The 16,395-nt window shown below is 70.5% G+C and carries 18 protein-coding genes; 3 read left to right on the top strand and 15 right to left on the bottom strand.

Annotated elements, in window-relative coordinates; genetic code table 11:
- Positions 1 to 68 precede the first annotated feature (68 nt).
- From ACIQRL_RS10575 to ACIQRL_RS10535, 9 genes are all read right to left on the bottom strand, one after another.
- Positions 69 to 407 (bottom strand): DUF2516 family protein, encoded by a 339-nt coding sequence (locus ACIQRL_RS10575; RefSeq protein ID WP_401330790.1) that lies wholly within the window; start codon positions 405 to 407, stop codon positions 69 to 71.
- A 117-nt stretch (positions 408 to 524) separates the two neighbouring features.
- On the bottom strand, positions 525 to 1,112 hold the full coding sequence (locus ACIQRL_RS10570; protein WP_401329776.1) for a hypothetical protein: 588 nt from the start codon (positions 1,110 to 1,112) through the stop codon (positions 525 to 527).
- A 56-nt stretch (positions 1,113 to 1,168) separates the two neighbouring features.
- The gene (locus tag ACIQRL_RS10565) at positions 1,169 to 1,699 is read right to left on the bottom strand and encodes a helix-turn-helix domain-containing protein (RefSeq protein WP_401329774.1); all 531 of its coding nucleotides are present in this window, start codon (positions 1,697 to 1,699) and stop codon (positions 1,169 to 1,171) included.
- A 161-nt stretch (positions 1,700 to 1,860) separates the two neighbouring features.
- Positions 1,861 to 2,799 carry an NAD-dependent epimerase/dehydratase family protein gene (locus tag ACIQRL_RS10560; RefSeq protein WP_401329771.1) on the bottom strand — a complete coding sequence of 313 codons (939 nt, stop codon included), beginning with the start codon at positions 2,797 to 2,799 and terminating at the stop codon, positions 1,861 to 1,863.
- A gap of 161 nt (positions 2,800 to 2,960) precedes the next feature.
- Positions 2,961 to 5,066 carry a HelD family protein gene (locus tag ACIQRL_RS10555; protein WP_401329769.1) on the bottom strand — a complete coding sequence of 702 codons (2,106 nt, stop codon included), beginning with the start codon at positions 5,064 to 5,066 and terminating at the stop codon, positions 2,961 to 2,963.
- A gap of 123 nt (positions 5,067 to 5,189) precedes the next feature.
- Positions 5,190 to 5,825, bottom strand: coding sequence for a TetR/AcrR family transcriptional regulator (locus ACIQRL_RS10550; protein ID WP_401329766.1), 636 nt, complete (start codon positions 5,823 to 5,825; stop codon positions 5,190 to 5,192).
- A 102-nt stretch (positions 5,826 to 5,927) separates the two neighbouring features.
- Positions 5,928 to 6,632, bottom strand: a complete 705-nt coding sequence (locus ACIQRL_RS10545) for an HAD family hydrolase (protein WP_401329764.1) — start codon at positions 6,630 to 6,632, stop codon at positions 5,928 to 5,930.
- Positions 6,622 to 8,022, bottom strand: coding sequence for a phosphotransferase family protein (locus tag ACIQRL_RS10540; protein ID WP_401329761.1), 1,401 nt, complete (start codon positions 8,020 to 8,022; stop codon positions 6,622 to 6,624). The genes ACIQRL_RS10545 and ACIQRL_RS10540 overlap by 11 nt, the downstream gene beginning before the upstream one ends.
- 88 nt (positions 8,023 to 8,110) lie before the next feature.
- Positions 8,111 to 9,004, bottom strand: coding sequence for a GntR family transcriptional regulator (locus ACIQRL_RS10535; protein WP_401329758.1), 894 nt, complete (start codon positions 9,002 to 9,004; stop codon positions 8,111 to 8,113).
- Between the two features lie 176 nt (positions 9,005 to 9,180).
- On the opposite strand from ACIQRL_RS10535, the gene ACIQRL_RS10530 reads away from it, so the two are divergent.
- On the top strand, positions 9,181 to 9,354 hold the full coding sequence (locus ACIQRL_RS10530) for a hypothetical protein (protein ID WP_401329756.1): 174 nt from the start codon (positions 9,181 to 9,183) through the stop codon (positions 9,352 to 9,354).
- 11 nt (positions 9,355 to 9,365) lie between these two features.
- On the opposite strand, the gene ACIQRL_RS10525 is transcribed toward ACIQRL_RS10530, so the two are convergent.
- The 3 genes from ACIQRL_RS10525 to ACIQRL_RS10515 all read right to left on the bottom strand — a co-directional run bounded on the left by ACIQRL_RS10525 (position 9,366) and on the right by ACIQRL_RS10515 (position 11,950).
- On the bottom strand, positions 9,366 to 10,109 hold the full coding sequence (locus ACIQRL_RS10525; protein ID WP_401329754.1) for an HAD family hydrolase: 744 nt from the start codon (positions 10,107 to 10,109) through the stop codon (positions 9,366 to 9,368).
- A complete protein-coding gene (locus tag ACIQRL_RS10520) occupies positions 10,109 to 10,993 on the bottom strand; it encodes a FadR/GntR family transcriptional regulator (protein ID WP_401329752.1) in 885 nt (294 codons plus the stop codon). The genes ACIQRL_RS10525 and ACIQRL_RS10520 overlap by 1 nt, the downstream gene beginning before the upstream one ends.
- A 72-nt stretch (positions 10,994 to 11,065) precedes the next feature.
- Entirely contained in the window at positions 11,066 to 11,950 is an 885-nt protein-coding gene (locus ACIQRL_RS10515) for a GntR family transcriptional regulator (protein ID WP_401329749.1), read from the bottom strand.
- A 187-nt stretch (positions 11,951 to 12,137) separates the two neighbouring features.
- Here ACIQRL_RS10515 and ACIQRL_RS10510 point away from each other — a divergent pair, with 187 nt between their 5' ends.
- Complete coding sequence (locus ACIQRL_RS10510) at positions 12,138 to 12,332, top strand: hypothetical protein (RefSeq protein ID WP_328554757.1); 195 nt, start codon at positions 12,138 to 12,140, stop codon at positions 12,330 to 12,332.
- Here ACIQRL_RS10510 and ACIQRL_RS10505 read toward each other — a convergent pair.
- Complete coding sequence (locus tag ACIQRL_RS10505; RefSeq protein WP_401330788.1) at positions 12,322 to 13,230, bottom strand: GntR family transcriptional regulator; 909 nt, start codon at positions 13,228 to 13,230, stop codon at positions 12,322 to 12,324. The genes ACIQRL_RS10510 and ACIQRL_RS10505 overlap by 11 nt on opposite strands.
- A gap of 215 nt (positions 13,231 to 13,445) precedes the next feature.
- Between ACIQRL_RS10505 and ACIQRL_RS10500 the strand changes: the two genes are divergently transcribed.
- Positions 13,446 to 13,631 carry a hypothetical protein gene (locus ACIQRL_RS10500; RefSeq protein WP_037622368.1) on the top strand — a complete coding sequence of 62 codons (186 nt, stop codon included), beginning with the start codon at positions 13,446 to 13,448 and terminating at the stop codon, positions 13,629 to 13,631.
- A gap of 163 nt (positions 13,632 to 13,794) precedes the next feature.
- Here the strand turns inward: ACIQRL_RS10500 and ACIQRL_RS10495 are convergent, their stop codons facing one another.
- A complete protein-coding gene (locus ACIQRL_RS10495) occupies positions 13,795 to 15,090 on the bottom strand; it encodes a GNAT family N-acetyltransferase (protein ID WP_401329745.1) in 1,296 nt (431 codons plus the stop codon).
- 167 nt (positions 15,091 to 15,257) lie between these two features.
- Positions 15,258 to 16,214 carry an asparaginase gene (locus ACIQRL_RS10490; RefSeq protein WP_401329743.1) on the bottom strand — a complete coding sequence of 319 codons (957 nt, stop codon included), beginning with the start codon at positions 16,212 to 16,214 and terminating at the stop codon, positions 15,258 to 15,260.
- Between the last annotated feature and the right edge of the window lie 181 nt (positions 16,215 to 16,395).

Raw genomic sequence — 16,395 nt, 5'->3', positions numbered from 1 at the left:
CGCGTCTCGGGCGGTGGGTCCCCGCGCGTCTCGGGCGGTGGGTCCCCGCGCGTCTCGGGCGGTGGGTCCTACCGGCCGCCGTTGTAGGGGCCGTAGGGGCCGTCGCTGCTGCTTCCGCCGCGGTGGCCTCGGCCGCCGCCGGAGACCTGGCGCAGCGCGGGGCGGACGTCGACGAAGAAGACGATCGTGGCGATCAGGCCCGCGATCTGCAGGAAGAGCATCGGCACCAACAGGTTCACGGCCACGGTGATGCCGAGGATGATCAGCCAGAACATCTTGTTCTGCTTGTCGGCGGCACGGTAGGCGTCCTCGCGGGCGACCGCGGCCAACACCAGCGCCACCACGGCGAGTACGAGCATGGCTGTGAAGATCAGCCACATCAGACCGCCGAATGCCGTCATCAGCACAATGCCCACCGCCCTGTCCGAGTCGTCTCTACCGCCACCGTACCCGGAGAACGGGCCGGGAACTCAGAGAGTGCCCGGCCCGTCCGCGTAAGGCGGAGTCGTGTTGCCGCCGCTCGCCTACTTCGCGGGCGGAGCCGTCTTCTTGGCGACCGGCTTGCGCGCCGGGGCCTTCTTCGCGGGGTTCTTCTTGGAGGGAGCGTCCTCGGCGTCGGCCGTGGGCCTCTCCTCTTCCTTGACCTCGACCGGCTCGGCACTCGGCTCGACCGCGATGGCGAAGTCCTCGATCTCCTCGGCGGCCTCGCCGCGCCAGGTCCGCACGGTCTGCTCGCCGTGCTCGGCGACCTTCTCGTACGTCTCCCGGGCCTTGACGGCGTACTCGGCGGCGACGCCGACACCGCGCAGGGCGAAGTCCTGGGCGGACTCACCGAGCTTCTTCAGGTCGGTGTCGAGGGTGCTGAGGAGCTCCGTCACCTTGGCCTGAAGGGTCTCCTGCGCCTCCTTGGCGCGGGCGGTGGCCTTCTCCTGGACGGCGTTGGGGTCGATGTTCTTCACGGTGTCGATGCGCCCCGGGGCCTCGGCGCGGATCTGCTCCACGATGCCGGGGACCTTCTTCGCCTGCTGAACGGCCAGGTCGGCGGTGCCGGCGAGGAAGTAGAGCGGGGTCGGGTCCGTGGCGGCCTTGCGGATGTCGTCGGTGATGGCCATGGCGATGGTCCTCCCGTAATCGCTTTCAGCTGAGGGTTTTGGTGATCCGCATGCGGTCAGCTCGCGCTCTGCTGCGGATCGGCATCGCTGCCGTCGGCCGTGCGGGGGCCGCGGACGGCGGTGTCCGGTGAAGGCTGGGCGTCCGGTATGTCCTGAGCCTCGGGTGCGCCGGCGCCACGGCCTTCGCCGGTGCCGGGCACCTCGATGCCGTGAGCGGTCCCGTCCGCCGGCGCGATCTCGAATCCGTTCTCCTTGCGGAAGGACTCGTAGATCTGGAGCAGCACCTGCTTCTGCCGCTCGTTCAGCGTGGGATCGGCGAGGATGACTGCACGCGTCTCCACCTCGTCCCGGTCCCGCTCGGCGTCGAGAATGCCGGCCCGCACATACAGCGTCTCGGCGGAGATCCGCAGCGCCTTGGCGACCTGCTGGAGTACCTCCGCGCTCGGCTTGCGCAGCCCGCGCTCGATCTGGCTCAGATACGGATTGGACACCCCGGCGGCGTCGGCGAGCTGCCGCAGTGACAGCTGCGCGGTGCGCCGCTGTTCCCGCAGATACTCACCAAGGTTGCCGACGTTGAGCGATGCCATGACTCCACCTTGCCGCACCCTCGCTAACTATTGCAAGCACCTGCTTGCAAAAGTGTGTCACGTCACTCTCCGTACGACACCGATCGAGGGGCTGCCGGACGACCCGGTCGGCGTCTGGGCCGCCGTACAGAGCCTGGTCCTCGATCGGGGCGCGGTCCCGGTCAGGCCAGCGCTTCCGCGAAGCCCTGGCGCCAGGACGGATGGCGCGGCAGCCAGCCGAGGTCCCGCTTGGCCTTGGCGTTGGAGAAACCGCGCCCCTCGGTCATCATCACCACCGCCTGGTCCCCGGCCAGCAGTCGCGCCAGCCACACGGGAATCCGCATCGGCCGTTTCGCCCCCGCGCAGGCGGCCAGGTGGGGCAGCCATTCGGACGCCGGGGCCGGGTCGTCGTCGACGATGTTGAAAACGCCCGTCGCCCGCTGCTCCACGGCCAGCACGGTGGCGCTCGCCGCGTCGTCGAGATGGATCCACGAGCTGTGCCCGGCGGCCCGCCCGACCAGCGGGAACTGCCGCTTGCGCACCAGCTCGACCTGATCGTCCGTGGCGCCGGGACCGTAGAAGGCGCCGTAGCGCAGGACCGCTCCGCCCGCCTTGAGGGCCGCCTCCTCGACATGGCGCATCGCCAGCATCCCCGCGTGCGCCGCCGTCCCCTCCATCAGGTCCAGCGGGTCCTCCTCCGTCTTCACCCAGCCGCCCTCGCGGATGCCGTTCCAACTGGCGTAGCCCTGCGCGACGAAGCGGGGGACACCGGTGGTCCCGGCCGCGGCCAGCAGATGGTCCGTGCCCTCGGTGCGCAGCCGGTTGGTGGTGGCGAACCACCGGTCCGGGTGCTTGATGTCGGGCTTGCCCGCGTGGGCCATGGAGATCGCGGTCATCTGGTGGACGATCGTGTCCGGCCGGGCGCCCGCCACCGCCTCGCCGACCGAGCTCGCGTCCAGTCCGTCCATCACGACGCCGTCGGCGCCGAGCCGCTGCAGCACTCCCAGCTTGGTCGCGCTCGTCGTCGTCGCCGTCACCTGGTGACCTCGGGCCACGAGCTGCGGCACCAGCCGCTGCCCCAGGACCCCGGTCCCGCCTGCCACGAACACCCTCATGACCATCACCTTCCGATTCCGCCCGATCCCGCCCGATGCCCCCCGAGGACACGACCGGCTCTCCTCTCATGGACGAGTGGACCGCGGCATGTGTGACATACGGACGGCGCGCCGGGTCGCGGACGGGGGAAGAGGGGCGGGTCGCGGACGGGGAAGACGGGCGGAGGTCACCAGGGCAGCGGGCGGGCGTGGATCACGTCCAGGCGGGACACCGCCCGGGTCAGCACCACATAGAGCCGGTGCAGACCGCGCGCCTCGGCCTCCGCCATCGCGGCCGGTTCCACGGCCACGACATGGTCGTACTCCAGTCCTTTGGCGAGGCTCGCGGGCAACACCGCGACCCTGGCGCCCAGTTCGTCGACTTTGGCGGCGCTGATCCCCGCGGCGGCGAGCGCCTCCCGTACTCCTTCGAGGTCCGCGTCCGCGGTGATGACGCCGATGGATCCCTCGTACGCGAGCGCCTCCCGCACGGCGGCGACGGTCCCGGCCGCCGGGTCGGAGGCCGGCAGGATCCTCAACGCGCCGTCCCCGCGCAGGGATCGAGCCGGCGGAACGCCCACGCCGAGGCGGTCCAGCACCCGGTTGGCGAGCTGGACGATGACCTCGGGCACCCGGAATCCGACCGTCAGGGGGACGACGGAGGCGTCCGGTTTGCCGAGATGGACGAGGAGTTCGTCCCATTCCCGTGCGGCCCAGGGAGTCGTGCCCTGCGCGAGGTCGCCGAGCACGGTCAGCGATCCGAAGGAGGCCCGCCGCGCGATGGCCCGGCACTCCATCGGCGACAGATCCTGCGCCTCGTCGATCACCAAGTGGCCGTATCCCTCGGGATGTTCGATGAGTCCGGCGATCTCGTCGAGGAGAACGAGATCGGCTCCCGACCAGCGTGCCGACTTCCACGAACGCGGCGGCTTCGCCCACAGGACCGCCTTCCGCTCGTCGGCGTCGAGGACGCCGTCGGCCACCCGCTCCAACGCCTCGGCGTCGGTGAGGAGTCGAGCGAGCAGTTCCTCGGGCCGCACCTTCGGCCACACCGCGTCGACATACTCACCGACCGGCCGGGTCCGCGAGATCCGCTGCGCCCAGGCGTTCGTCTGCGGCCCCGCCCGCCACTCGGCCCGTTCGCGCACATACCGCACGACCCGTGTCCGCACCCGCTCCCGCCCGACGGCGTACGGCGGTTCCTCGGCGCGTACGTCGTCCACGATGCGGCGCAGTACGGCGACGGGGACGCGCCAGCGGTACGTGCCGTCCGGCACGGCGAGGGCGTCGCCCGGCAGGCCGATGTTCCCGTACAGCGCCCGGCGCAGCACCTCGGCCATCCGGGCGTCGTGCTTGACGACGGCGGCACGTTCGTCGTCCTCGGCGGTCACCGGGTGGCGGGCGATCTCCTCCCCGATCGTGGACTGGCGTACGCCGGTCTCCCCGAGGGCGGGCAGGACCTCCGCGATGTACGACAGGAACGTGCGGTTGGGACCGAGGATCAGCAGGCCGCCGCGGCGGATGCGCTGCGGATGCGTGTAGAGGAGGTAGGCCGCCCGGTGCAGGCCGACGGCCGTCTTGCCGGTGCCCGGGGCGCCCTGCACGCAGACCGAGGCCGTCAGATCACCTCGTACGAGATCGTCCTGTTCGGGCTGGATGGTGGCGGCGATGTCCCGCATGGGGCCGACGCGGGGGCGCTCGATCTCCCCGGCGAGGATCGAACCGCCTCGACCGGACCCGCTCCCGACGGTCCCGTCCTCCATCGGGTCCGGCGTGATCCGCTCCGCCCCGACGGGTTCGTCCTCCAGCCCCGTGAGATCGGCGGAGTCGCCGCGGCTGCCGGGCGCCCAGCCGAACCGGCGGCGGACGGCGACGCCCTGGGGGTCGCGGGCGCTCGCCTGGTAGAAGGCGCGCGAGACGGGGGCACGCCAGTCGACGACGAGGGGCGGGGCGGCCGGGTGCTCCCTGATCCGCAGCCGCCCGATGTGATAGCTCTGCCCGGCATGGTCACCGGCCGCCGCGACCGAGCCCTGGAAGTCCAACCGGCCGAAGAACAAAGGGCCTTGGGGCAGCTCCCGCATTTCCTTCGCCTGACTGCGCAGCTGGTACCCGAGCACTTCGGCGTCGGCACCGGAGGCGGAGACGTCCTCGCCGGTGACGACCTGCTCCTCGGCACCGTCGACCATCGCGGCGAGGGCGGCGCGGCAGGTGTCGTGAAAGGCGCGTTCGCGGGAGAGGGAGCGGGCGAGCGGCAGGTCCGGGGCATGCCGTCGGACGGGGTCGGGTGGCGTCATTCCATCCAGAGTACCGGAATAACGTAACCGAGTAACATTCTTAACCCGGTCACGCTTTTGCGGCCCGGTCACGCCCGCCTCGGCCCGGTCACGCCCGCTCGGATGAACCCGGGAAGACCGTTTTCAGGTGAGCCCGGGAAAACCCGCCGCCAACCGCGCGAAGGCCCGCTCGGCCGCCGCCACGGCGTCCGGACGTACGTCCGTCACCCGCTCCCCCTCCGCGATCCGCCGCAGGTTCTCCTCGGCGAGGATGCGGCGCACGGCCGTGATCTGCCCGGCGGCGAGCCGTGCGTCGAGCCCGGCGCCCAGCGGTTCGGCGAGGGCTTCGGCGAGCGCGGCCTCGGACCGCTCCAGGTACCCGTACATCCGCGCCACCAGCGACGGCGTCCCGTAGAGCAGCCGGTGGAAGTCGAGGACGGCGGGATGTTCGTTGAGCCCGGTGACGGGGTCCTCGCGGCGCAGCGCGTCCAGGAAGTGCTCGCGGAGCGCGTCGATCGCGGACCGCCCGGCCGCCCGGCCCTCCTCGACGACCCGCGCGGCCTCGGTCTCGTGGTCCGCGAACCGGTGCAGGACGAGGTCCTCCTTGGCCGGGAAGTAGCGGAAGAGCGTCGGCTTGGAGATCTCGGCGGCGGCCGCGACCTCGGCGACGGACACGGCGTCGAACCCCTTCTCCAGGAAGAGGCCGATGGCGGTGTCGGAGACGGCCTGGTACATCCGCTGCTTCTTGCGTTCCCGCAGTCCCGCGTTGCCGCTGCTCATGGATGTGAAGCGTAGCTTCGCCGCCGGCGCGACAACGCCACCGCCGCCTCCCACGGTGCCGGCACCGCGGTCGTCAGGCGTTCGGCCCGGGGATCCGCGTTCTCACGCCTCGTCAAGGAGCAGGGCGTACGAGCTGACCACGACGGTGGCGCCCGCGCCGCGCAGTTCCGACTCCTTGCGGGCGTTGCGGCCGTACCCGATGAAACGCACTCCGGCCCGCGCCGCCGCCCGCACGTCCGCCGGCGAGTCTCCGATCATCACCGCGTCCTCGGGGCGCAGCCGCAGGCTCCGGAGCGCGCGGATGACGACATCGGGGTGCGGCTTCATCAGATGGACGTCGCTGGTACGGCCGTGGACCACGTCGAAGCAGCCCCGGAGCCCGTGTTCCTCCAGGTAGGAGGAGGCGGCCAGGGACGAGTTGTTGGTGACCACGGCGAGCCGAAGTCCCCTTCCGGACAGCTCCCGGATGAGCCGCGCCGCGTCCGGGGTGGGCCTTGCCTTCCGGGCCGCGTCCAGCTCCCGGACGCTGACCCGTTCCTCCAGCACCCCGACCAGGCCCGCGTGCTCCCGCCGGCCCCGGTGCACGGCCCGAAGGACGGCGTGCGGGTCCTTGTCCCTCGCCTCCCCCGCCGTCAGAAGGCTCCGGGCGCCCTCGCGGGCCACGAGCTCCCGGAGTTCGTTCGCGACGGGCAGCGACGAGCCGTCGGGGAACAGGCGGCACACGGGGCCGTCGAAGTCGAAGAGCACTCCGCGCGCGGTCGCGAGCAGGGCGCGTACGTCCTCGATCGCGTCGACGTCAACAGCCATGTCGTTCCAGGCCTTCCAGCGGTTCCGGCCGTTGCGGGGGCTCCGGGCGTCGTAGCCGTTCCGGCGGATCCGGCCGTTGCGGCGCTTCCAGCCGTTCCGGCGACGCGCAGGTGTCGGGGCGCGTCTCGTCGTCCGCCGGTCCGCCGAACGTCACCCGGGCGGCCCAGCGCCCACGGGAGTACTGCCACCGGCCGCCGGACCCGTCCGCCGTCCCGGCCCGTGACCGCCCGCCGTCGCCCCTGGATTCGGCCTTCGGCTCTTCCCCGGGTTCGTTCCTGGGCCTGCTCCCGGCCCGGTCGGAGGTGTGCCACTGCCGCAGCGCGTGGGCCGCGGCCGGCTCGTCCAGGGGTTCGCCTCCGAGGGCGAGCGGTCGCCAGGCGCGTCGCAGCGCGCGGCACACTCCCTCGGCGGCCGTCTCGAAGTGGGCGTCCCGCGGCCGGGCCGGCAGGGCCAGAGCCGCGCGCATGATGTCGGGGAACACCGACTGGGCGTACTCGAAGTCCAGGTAACGGCGCAGGTCACTGTCCAGTCCGGCCGTCATGTCCGCATGGCCCGCGTCTCCCAGCGCGCCGGCCCACAGCCGGGTCATGAGGTCCCGCTCCGACTCGTCGTAGTCCATCCGCACGAGGTGCGTGGCCAGGTCGTGCAACGGGTCTCCGTACAGCGCGAGTTCCCAGTCGATGACGGCGACCCGTCGGTCGCCGTGCTCCGCCGGTGTCAGCACCACGTTGGCCCGGTGGACATCCGTGTGGAGCAGGGCGAACGGGCGTCGGGTGAGGTCCGGCACCGACGAGAGGAATCGGTCCACGGCGTCCCGGGGCACTCCGACCGCCTCGAAGAGCCGTCCGAAGCGCGGCCGGTTCGGCAGGTGCACCCGTTGTTCGGTGAACCGGGCCAGCCGGCGCAGGAAGCCGGTGCTGTCGCCGTCCGCCGGCCAGTCGCCCGGGGGGGCCGGGAGGGCGTCGACCGGCACCTGGGCCAGACGGCCGAAGAAGGCCGCCAGCGCTCTGAGGTGATCGATCCCGACCGGGCCCTTGGGAATCTCGTCGGCCAGTGAGGTGCCCGCGAGGTACTGGTGCACGGACCACGTGCCGAAGTCCGCCAGACAGCGCGGTACTTCGCCCAGCCGTTCGCTCACCACCCGCAGCACATCCGCTTCGCGCCGCCAGTGGCGCGGCACGACCTCCACCGTCTCGAACGGCATCCGGAACTTGGCCCGCGTCTGTCCGGAATCCGCACCCAGCAAATAAGCCAGGGGCCCGCCGAGGGATGAGATGTAGTTGCGGTTGTGATGTCCGATGACAGTGGCACCACCGGGACGGCGTCGCTGCACCTCCGCCAGGGCGCGCACCAGGGCCCGGTGTGCTCCAGGGGGCAGGTGAGGTGCCATGGGCGCACAGCGTAGCCGGTGGCGTGATCTCCCTCACAGCGTGTCACCATGTGGACACCTTTCTGCCCGAACCCGACAGTCGACGCCCTCAGCCGGGTTCGTTTCGGCCAGACCTCGGCTGCCTGGCGAGCTGCTCCCAGTTGGAGTCGAACCAGTCGCGGCAGTCGGCGAAGTACGAGCCCTGGCGGGCGTTCTCCGCCTTGGGCCGCGGATGGTGATGGAGGGTCGCGCCGACGCCCTTGACGTCCACGGCGTCGACGATGCTCATCCCGTCCTCGAGCCTGATCCGCCCCCTGACCGGGGAGTACAAGCCGACGAGCGCGTCGGCGTCATTGACGATGTAGAGCTTGAACTGCGGGGTCCACTGGACCCTGTGGACCTCCAGACCGGCGTCGACCCCCTTGGCCCTGAGCCGCTCGCAGAAGTCGTTCATGTCGGCGACGTTCATCCGCGCCCTGTTCCGCCAGCGCCGGTGGACCCGGCCGTCCTTCGGATCCCAGGCCCGCGGGTACAGCAGGTCCACGTCCTCCGAGGGCAGCAGCATCCGCACGCGCACGCGGCGCGGAGCGATCTCCTCGGCCTCGACGCGCCCCACCTGCAGATCGAAGAGGCCGACGAACGACTCGCCCGTCAGAGCGGAGACGTCCAAGGACACCTCGGGCTGCCGGAACGCGTCGTGCATGAAGTTGTAGAGCTGGGGACGGCCTTGAGGGGTGGGCGCCGACGGGACCTTCAGCACCCTGGTGCCGCTGCCCCGCCTGGAAGTGATCCATCCTTCTTCGGCCAGCACCTTCAGAACGTTCTGGACGGTGTCCCGCGAGACCCTGAGGTCGTCCGAGAGGGCCCGCTGCGAAGGCAGCATGTCGCCCTTGCGGTACGTCCCGTCCGCCAGCCGCAGCCGCAGAGCGGTCTCCACACGCTGGAACGGCCGACCGCCGCTCTCGTCGCCTTCCGGACCGGTCTCAGGATCTGATGCAGTCACAGACTGAACCTACCGCCTTCGGGCAGCGCTGACACCACTCCCCGTCAAGAATCCCTACTTATTGGACTGGTGGTTAACGGATCACTCCGACCGGGAACAGTCAACCTTGAACAACCAGTCCAATTGGTCGACAGGTTGACGCTCGTCTGGGGGGGACCGTGAAAGAGTCGGAGTGGGTGGAGATATGCGTAGGTATCACGCTCATAGGTGTCGAGCAGGAGCTCCAGGGGGCCTTCGGCACACTCGGCCTTTTGGGCTTCCTTCTCCTGACAATTGGCCTGAGGGCGGTCAACACGACGCTGGCCTACGCGGGTGCGCTGGTGCTGATCATGCTGACGGTCCAGTCCTGAGGACCGGCGGCTCAGGAATGGTCACGCACGGCACGCAGCAACGGCTCCAGCGAGTCCATGATGTTCCGCGGCGGCACCCCGGCCTCCCTCAGCACCTTCGCCTTGGCGGGACTGCGGGCATAGCCGAGGAAGCGGACCCCGGCCCGGACCGCCGCCGCGTGGTCCGAGGGGGTGTCGCCGATCATCAGCGAAGCCTCCGGCGACGCGCCCATGGCGCTCAGGGCGCGCTTCAGGGTCGCCGGATGGGGCTTGAGCAGACTCAAGTCCTGCGTACGGCCGTATATGTACGGAGCGAAGCAGGGCATGAGACCCCTTCCGCTCAGGTACGACGTCACCGTCCGCGCCGAGTTGTTGGTCGTTATGGCCAGCCTTGCCCCGATCGCCACCCAGGTACGGATCAGCGGATCGGCGTAGGCCGTCGGCATCGCGTTGCGGACGGCCCTCAACTCCTGCTGCGTGAGGCGTTCTTCGAGCTCGACCACCAGATCGCTGCCGGGGTGCCGTCGGGCCACCGTGCTCAGCACACCGTGCGGGTCCGGACGGCTGCGCTCGTCCTCGGTGAGCACGCCGTACAGGCCCCGCTCCTTCAGCCACTTCACCTGATCCCGCGCGATGACCTCCGCCGAGTGGCCCGCGAACAGTTGGCAGATCGGGCCGTCGAAGTCGAAGAGGACAAACCGTGTCTGTGCGACCAGTTCCCGAACATTCTCGATCTCACTCGTCACCAAATCGGTCTGTCCAGTCTCAGCAGTCACTAAGCGAGTGTCGGCCAGTCGGCGTACGTTGCCCAGACGGCGTTGAACGCTTTCTGCTTCTCCTCGACGAGCGCGGCGTCCCGCGGACCGTCCTCGACCCGGAACGCGAACAGGGGCGTGTTGAATCCCCGCACGTCGTACACCTCGATCTCGTACCCCTCGGCGTCGGCGCTGGGCGGGTACTTGTCCGGCACATAGTCGCCGAACAGCACCTGCCTGCCGTTCAGCACATACCACTTCTGCATCGGGGTGGTCGGGAGCCAGCCGAACGAGACGGTCGCGTCGATACCCCCGACCTCGCGCCACTTGTAGAACGTCCGCTCCATGACCGTCTTCTGGAACTGGATCTGGCTCTTCAGCTTCCGCTGGACGGCCGCCGTCAGTTCTCGCTGGACCTCGGCCGTGCGCTCCGGCCGGGGCACCGGGACGGGAAAGGCCAGTTCGGTCCCCGGCCCCGGCAGCAGACAGCGCATGGTGATCGACTCGGGCCGCACCGTGCCCTCCTCGATGACGCCCCGCATGTGGTTGAGACCCAGCATGAGCGTCTCGGCCGTGAAACAGACGGCGTCGATCGTCACCTCGGGGGACGAGAAGGCCTGCACCAGGTGGTCGTTCAGGCTCAGGACGGTCGCCCTCGGCCGCTGAGGCTCGTCCGGCGGTGTCTCGGCCACCCGCGGCGGACTCCCCCGGGAGACGTTGTCGAGCAGTCCCGCGCCCTTGAGGATCTGCAGGGCCTGCCGCACGGTGCCCCTCTCGACCTGGAACTCGTCCGCGAGTTCGGCCTGGGTCGAGAGCCGGTCGCCGGCCTTGAGGACACCCTCGCGCATGCGCTGCCGAAGGGTGTCGGCGATCTCATGGGGTGTGGCCTTCCGGCTGCCGTTCACGGGCACGTTCTCCTGGTTCACCTGTGGTCCGGGGGCGCCGTCGTGGCCGGCGGGGGCCGTGTGCGACGTCCGTCAGCTGAGCTTCAGATCCGTAGTGATGGTTTCCCACAGAGCGTTGAACCATTTCTGCGATTCCTCCACGAACGCGGCGTCCCGCGTGCCCGCCCGCTTCTCGAAGGAGAAGAGCAGGGACGCGGAGCCGAGGGTGTCGTACATGTCCAGGACCCCGTCGTCCGCGGTAGCCTCCTCGCGCCTGCTGATCATGTAGTACGCCATCAGCGCCTCCGACCCGTTGAGCAGGTACAGCTTCACGGGCGGGGTGAAGGGCAGGGCCCTGAAGGTGACATGGACGTCGATGCCGTGGGAGGAGCGCAACGCCTGGAGGTTGTGGCGCAGGACCTGCCCCTGGGCGTTGCGCTGCTCCAGCCAGCGCCTGTGGACCGGGTCGTCGTCACCGGGGCCGTCGACGGAGATGGGGAACGCCAGGTTGATCTCCCGGCTGGGCAGCAGGACGCGTACGTCGATGCGCTCGGGGCGGATCGTGCCGTCGTGGATCTGACGGACCGGCTCACCGAGCGCCACCATCAGCGTCTCCGCGGTGAGACATGCCGCGTCGATCGTCACCCGGGGCGCGGAGAACGCCTCGGCGAGACGGGGAGCGAGGCCCACCATCGTCGGCTGCGGTCCGTTCCCGGCGGGCGCGGCCTCGGCGATCCGCGGCGGACTGCCCTTGCTCACATTGCTGAGCAGGCCGTCCTCCTGGAGTTCGCGCAGGGCCATCCGGACCGCGCCGCGCTCGACGCCGAACTCGTCGGCCAGTTCCGCCTGGGTCGGCAGACGGTCGCCGGCCTTCAGGTCGCCGGAGCGGATGCGCTCACGCAGGACGTCGGCGATCTCCTGGGGCGAAAGCCTTCTGCTGCTGTCACTCACCACAACGTTCTCCTGAGTCACGACCAAACGGTACAACCCTCTCCCATCTATGGGGAGTTGCTTGAAAGTTGTTTATGGATGCTCACCAAGTGGGGACAACATAACCAGAGTTGGTTACCAACTTGGCCAAGATGGCGGAAGTTTTGCCTCCTCCTCGCCCATCCACGGCAGCCACCACCCCGAGCAGGTCACTGAAGAAGAAGGAGGAACCACCATGCCCGCCATCGCCCTCCTCTCCGCCGTCTTCGTCGTCGGCTTCGAGCAGCTCGTTCAATGGCAGTACGGACCGACGGGCATCGTCGGGCTGTTGCTGCTCACCATCGGGATCAAGGCGAAGAACCCCACGTGCAGCTCCATCGGGGCCGTCGTGCTGGCCCTGCTGGTCGCGGGGCCCGCCATCAGTTCGTGAAGAGCAGTTCGGAACTGATGGTCTCCCACAGCGCGTTGAACCAGAGGTGGGACTGCTCCACGAACGTGGTGTCCCGCGCCCCCACTCCCTGGCCGAAGGGGAACAGCATCGACTGCGTGCCCTCGGCGTCGTACATCTCCAGGTACTCGTGGTCGATCTCCTCGCCCCGCCGCGTGAGCGTGTAGTACGCGAAGAGCGCCTCCGCCTCGTTGAGCAGGTACAGCTTCACGGGCGGGGTGAAGGGCAGCGCGCGGAACGAGACCCGCACGTCGATGCCGTGCGTGGTCCGCAGCGCCAGCAGGTTGTGCCGCAGCACCTGCACCTGGGCGTTGCGCTGGGCGAGCCAGCGGCGCCGCGGACGGTCGTCCGCCAGGTCGCCGACCGGTGCGGGGAAAGCGAGGTCGATGTCCCGGCTGGGCAGCAGCACCCGGACGTCGACCTTGGCCGGTTTTATACGCCCCGCGTGAATCTCGCGCAACGGCTCACCCATGGCGAGGGTGAGCGACACGGCGGTCAGGCACAGGGCGTCGATCTCCACGTGCGGGACCGCGAAGGCCGCCGTGATCCGTGGGGCGAGCGCCACCATGGTCGACTGCGGCTGGGCCTCCGGCCCGTTCAGAGCCCTTTCGGGCTGGTCCGCGACCGTCGCCGGACTCCCTTTGGACATATTGACGAGCAGTCGCTCCGACTGAAGGATGCGCAGCGCCTGGCGCACCGCGCCGCGTTCGACGCCGAACTCGTCGGCCAGTCTGGCCTGGGTCGGCATGCGCTGGCCGGCCCGCAGCTGACCGGACCTGATCCGGCTGCGCAGCTCGTCGGCCACCTCGCGGTGTGACCTCGGCGGCCGTGGCGACCTGTTCCGCCCCTTGACGGCGGCATGCTCCGGCTCCACAACCAGAACCCTACAACTTCCCGCCATCTTTGGGCAGTTGCCGGATAGGTGGTTATGAGTCGTCCCAACACGGAGATAACTAAGAATGAGTTGGTCGCCAACTTGCACAACATGGTCAAACTTCCGGAGGGTTGGCCGCCGAAACACCGCCAGTACGTCAGGTGGTCGGGGCGGACGGTCCTCAGCGGGGTCCGCCTCCCCGTCCCCAAGGAGGGACCGTCATGCCGCTCGTCGCCCTCGCCGTCGCCGCCCTGGCCATCGGATTCGAGCAACTCATCCAGTGGGAGTACGGGCCGATGGGCATCATCGCGTTCGTCGCGCTGTCCGTCGGGCTCAAGGCCCGGAACACCACCGTCAGCGGCATCGGGGCCGTGATCCTCGTGATGCTGCTCGCCCAGTCCGGCTGACCGGACGCCGCCGTCCGCCAGTCCGGCTGACCGTGCTCCCCTCCGGAGGGGAGCCGGGAGCACGGTCAGTCCGCACCACCACAACCACAACTGAATCGCTACGGATCGACAGTCGGCATCGGCACCCGCGTGGAAGGAGGGTCTCCCCGACCGGAGCAGCAGTTCAGAAGATGTCCGGGCACCACGGTCGCCTGGACGTCCGCAGCAGGGCGTCGGCCACGGAGGCGGCGCCCTCTTGCCGTTCCCGGACCCGGCCCAGCGCCACCAGCCGTACCGCGGACTCGTCCCCGAGCCACAGCGTCGCCAAGTCGGCTATGGAGAGGGACAGTTGGGCATCCTCGGTGGTCGGCGCGCAGGTCGCCGTACCGTCCGGCGCGGCCTGGAGCCGAAAACGGCCGCCGTCCGGCCCGCTCTCGTCCGTCACGTCCAGCACGAGCGTGCCCGCGGCCCCGTACGTCCGCGCCTCCAGAGCCCGTACGACATCCAGGATCCGCACCCAGAGCCAGTCCGACTGCGTGGTGATCCGGGCGGCGCGCGGGTCGGGCAGGAACTGCGGCAGCAGGTCGTCGGGGGCGCGCCGGCCGGTCTTGACCCGGGTGATCCAGTCGATCGAGCAGAGGTAGCTCCACAGGGCGCGCTCGGCCGCCGGCGTCACCGCGAGCAGCCAGTTCACCTCCGCCGTGTTGTGGGGCTGGTTGGAGTCGCCCCAGTTGTCGTCCGAGGTGTAGGAGACCAGGCCCTCGATCTCGCCCGACGCCGAGCGGTACGCGGCGTAGAACGGCTCCTTCCAGGGGAAGCCGCCGAACCTCAGCAGGCCGGTGTTCATCTGCCACCAGCGGGCGTCGCGGCTGATCACGCCTGGCCGGTCGCGCCGGAACCGTTCGTGCAGTTCGGGTCCCGCCTTGCGGACGTCCTCGGCGTCCAGGAGGTCGATGCGGCCGCCGTCGGCCGGACCCGCCCAGCGGGGGTCGAGACCGGTGCGCGGTACGTCGACGGTCCACTCGGTGGTGGTGGTCGCGGGGCCGAAGCCGTAGCGGCCGTAGATCGGGTACTCGGCAGCGATGAGTGTCGCGACGACATCGCCCCGCTCCCTGGCCGCCGCCAGGTCGGCCTTCATCATGCGGGTGAGCAGGCCCCGGCGGCGGTGCGTGGGCGAGACGGTCACGGCGGAGATCGCGTCCGCGGGGACGGCCGCGCCGCCGACCGCGGTGAGCTCCTGCGGGAACGACCTGAACGTCGCCACACACCGGGAGCCGTCGAACGCGCCCAGGGTCCTCCCCAGGATGAACGCCGATCTGCGGTTCTCGACGTCCTCGTCCGAGACGACCGGCTCCTGCAGGAACCCCGTCTTCACGGCGCGCAGCCAGTCGGGGAGATCGGGGGCGGTGATCGGCCGTACGTCGATCGTATCGGCGGCGTCTGTGGCGTCGAGGGCGTCGCCGGCATCATGCGGGGTCATGGAACCACGCTAGGCGGACCCCGGCCGGGGTGTCGCGCGGATTTCCGCACGGCCCCTCCCGGCCGGTCCTCCCCCTCCCCGCCCGGATCCCGGGTCGGACGCACCCCGGCCCCGGACCGGGAAGGCCACACGGATCCCAGGCCGGGACACATCGGGCCGCCCCCGGGTCAGAAAGCCGCCCGGATCCCGCCCACCTCGCGGCCGCCGCCCAGCAGGGGGGCGCTGCCGATCCTGGTGACCACGGGCGCGTCCACGCCCAGCAGGCCCAGCGCACGGGCCAGGACGGGACCCAGCGCGCGGATCCCGCCGTCGTCGATCTTGAAGGCGAGGGCGCGGCCGTCGGGCAGCGCCACCGCCTGGACCGCCTCGGCGCCCATCTTGGAGAGGGCCCCCGGGATCTCGCGCATCAGCCAGGTGTCGGGACGCCGTGTGCCGGCGACGTACTCGGGGTGGCTGCGCATGGCGTCCGCGACGCGGCGCTCGGCGGAACCGGGGGCCGCGAGGACGAAGGACCGGAAGGCACGGGCGAGCCCCGTGAGGGTGATCGCCATCAGGGGCGCCCCGCAGCCGTCCGTGCCGACCGCGGCGACGGTCTCCCCCGAGGTCTCCTCGACCACGGAGTGGATCAGCCGCTGGAGGGGGTGCCCGGGATCGAGGTACGACTCGGCGGGCCAGCCTCGTCGCACGCACACCGCGAGCATCGCCGCGTGCTTGCCGGAGCAGTTCATGGTGACCCGGTCGCGGACGGCACCGGAGGCGAGGTATATCTCGGCCTCCACGGGGTCCAGCGGCAGGTCCGGCGGGCACTGGAGCTGCCCGGCGGTCAGCCCGTGCTCGACGAGCATCTTCTGGACCAGATCACGGTGGAAGACCTCGCCCGAGTGGCTCGCGGCGGCGAGGGCGAGACGTTCCCCGGACAGGTCCAGGCCCGCGCGCAGGACGCCCGCGGCCTGCATGGGCTTGTTCGACGAACGGGGGAAGACCGGCGCCGTCACGTCGCCGAGCGCCAGCTCGACCGTCCCGTCCGCGGCCAGCACCACGAGACTGCCGCGGTGATGGCCCTCGACGAAGCCGGAACGCACGACCTCGGCGAGGACCGGGGGCACGCCGGGGGCGGCGGGCATCGCAGGGAACGTGGGAGCCGTACCGGGCGCAGCGGCAGCGACCGCGCTGGAGGCGGCGGAGGAGGCGGAGGCGGGTGTGCCGGGGGTGCCCGGTGAACCGGTCGCACCCGGGGTACCCGCGGGTATGGACGAACCTTCGGACGTGCTGGGAACTTCGGACATCGGCGGTGGCCTTCCGGAA

Source organism: Streptomyces sp. NPDC091209 (assembly GCF_044757755.1).
Classification (GTDB): Bacteria; Actinomycetota; Actinomycetes; order Streptomycetales; family Streptomycetaceae; genus Streptomyces.
The sequence above is the reverse complement of the archived record's forward strand: the minus strand, read 5'-3'. Positions and strand labels throughout refer to the sequence as shown.

Bases quoted from the DNA above. Each gene is read 5' to 3' on its own strand.
- ACIQRL_RS10570 (WP_401329776.1), bottom strand. From the start codon at position 1,112: ATGGCCATCACCGACGACATCCGCAAGGCCGCCACGGACCCGACCCCG.
- ACIQRL_RS10510 (WP_328554757.1), top strand. From the start codon at position 12,138: ATGCCCGCCATCGCCCTCCTCTCCGCCGTCTTCGTCGTCGGCTTCGAG.
- ACIQRL_RS10560 (WP_401329771.1), bottom strand. From the start codon at position 2,799: ATGGTCATGAGGGTGTTCGTGGCAGGCGGGACCGGGGTCCTGGGGCAG.
- ACIQRL_RS10550 (WP_401329766.1), bottom strand. From the start codon at position 5,825: ATGAGCAGCGGCAACGCGGGACTGCGGGAACGCAAGAAGCAGCGGATG.
- ACIQRL_RS10490 (WP_401329743.1), bottom strand. From the start codon at position 16,214: ATGCCCGCCGCCCCCGGCGTGCCCCCGGTCCTCGCCGAGGTCGTGCGT.
- ACIQRL_RS10500 (WP_037622368.1), top strand. From the start codon at position 13,446: ATGCCGCTCGTCGCCCTCGCCGTCGCCGCCCTGGCCATCGGATTCGAG.
- ACIQRL_RS10545 (WP_401329764.1), bottom strand. From the start codon at position 6,632: ATGGCTGTTGACGTCGACGCGATCGAGGACGTACGCGCCCTGCTCGCG.
- ACIQRL_RS10565 (WP_401329774.1), bottom strand. From the start codon at position 1,699: ATGGCATCGCTCAACGTCGGCAACCTTGGTGAGTATCTGCGGGAACAG.
- ACIQRL_RS10495 (WP_401329745.1), bottom strand. From the start codon at position 15,090: ATGACCCCGCATGATGCCGGCGACGCCCTCGACGCCACAGACGCCGCC.
- ACIQRL_RS10555 (WP_401329769.1), bottom strand. From the start codon at position 5,066: ATGACGCCACCCGACCCCGTCCGACGGCATGCCCCGGACCTGCCGCTC.
- ACIQRL_RS10540 (WP_401329761.1), bottom strand. From the start codon at position 8,022: ATGGCACCTCACCTGCCCCCTGGAGCACACCGGGCCCTGGTGCGCGCC.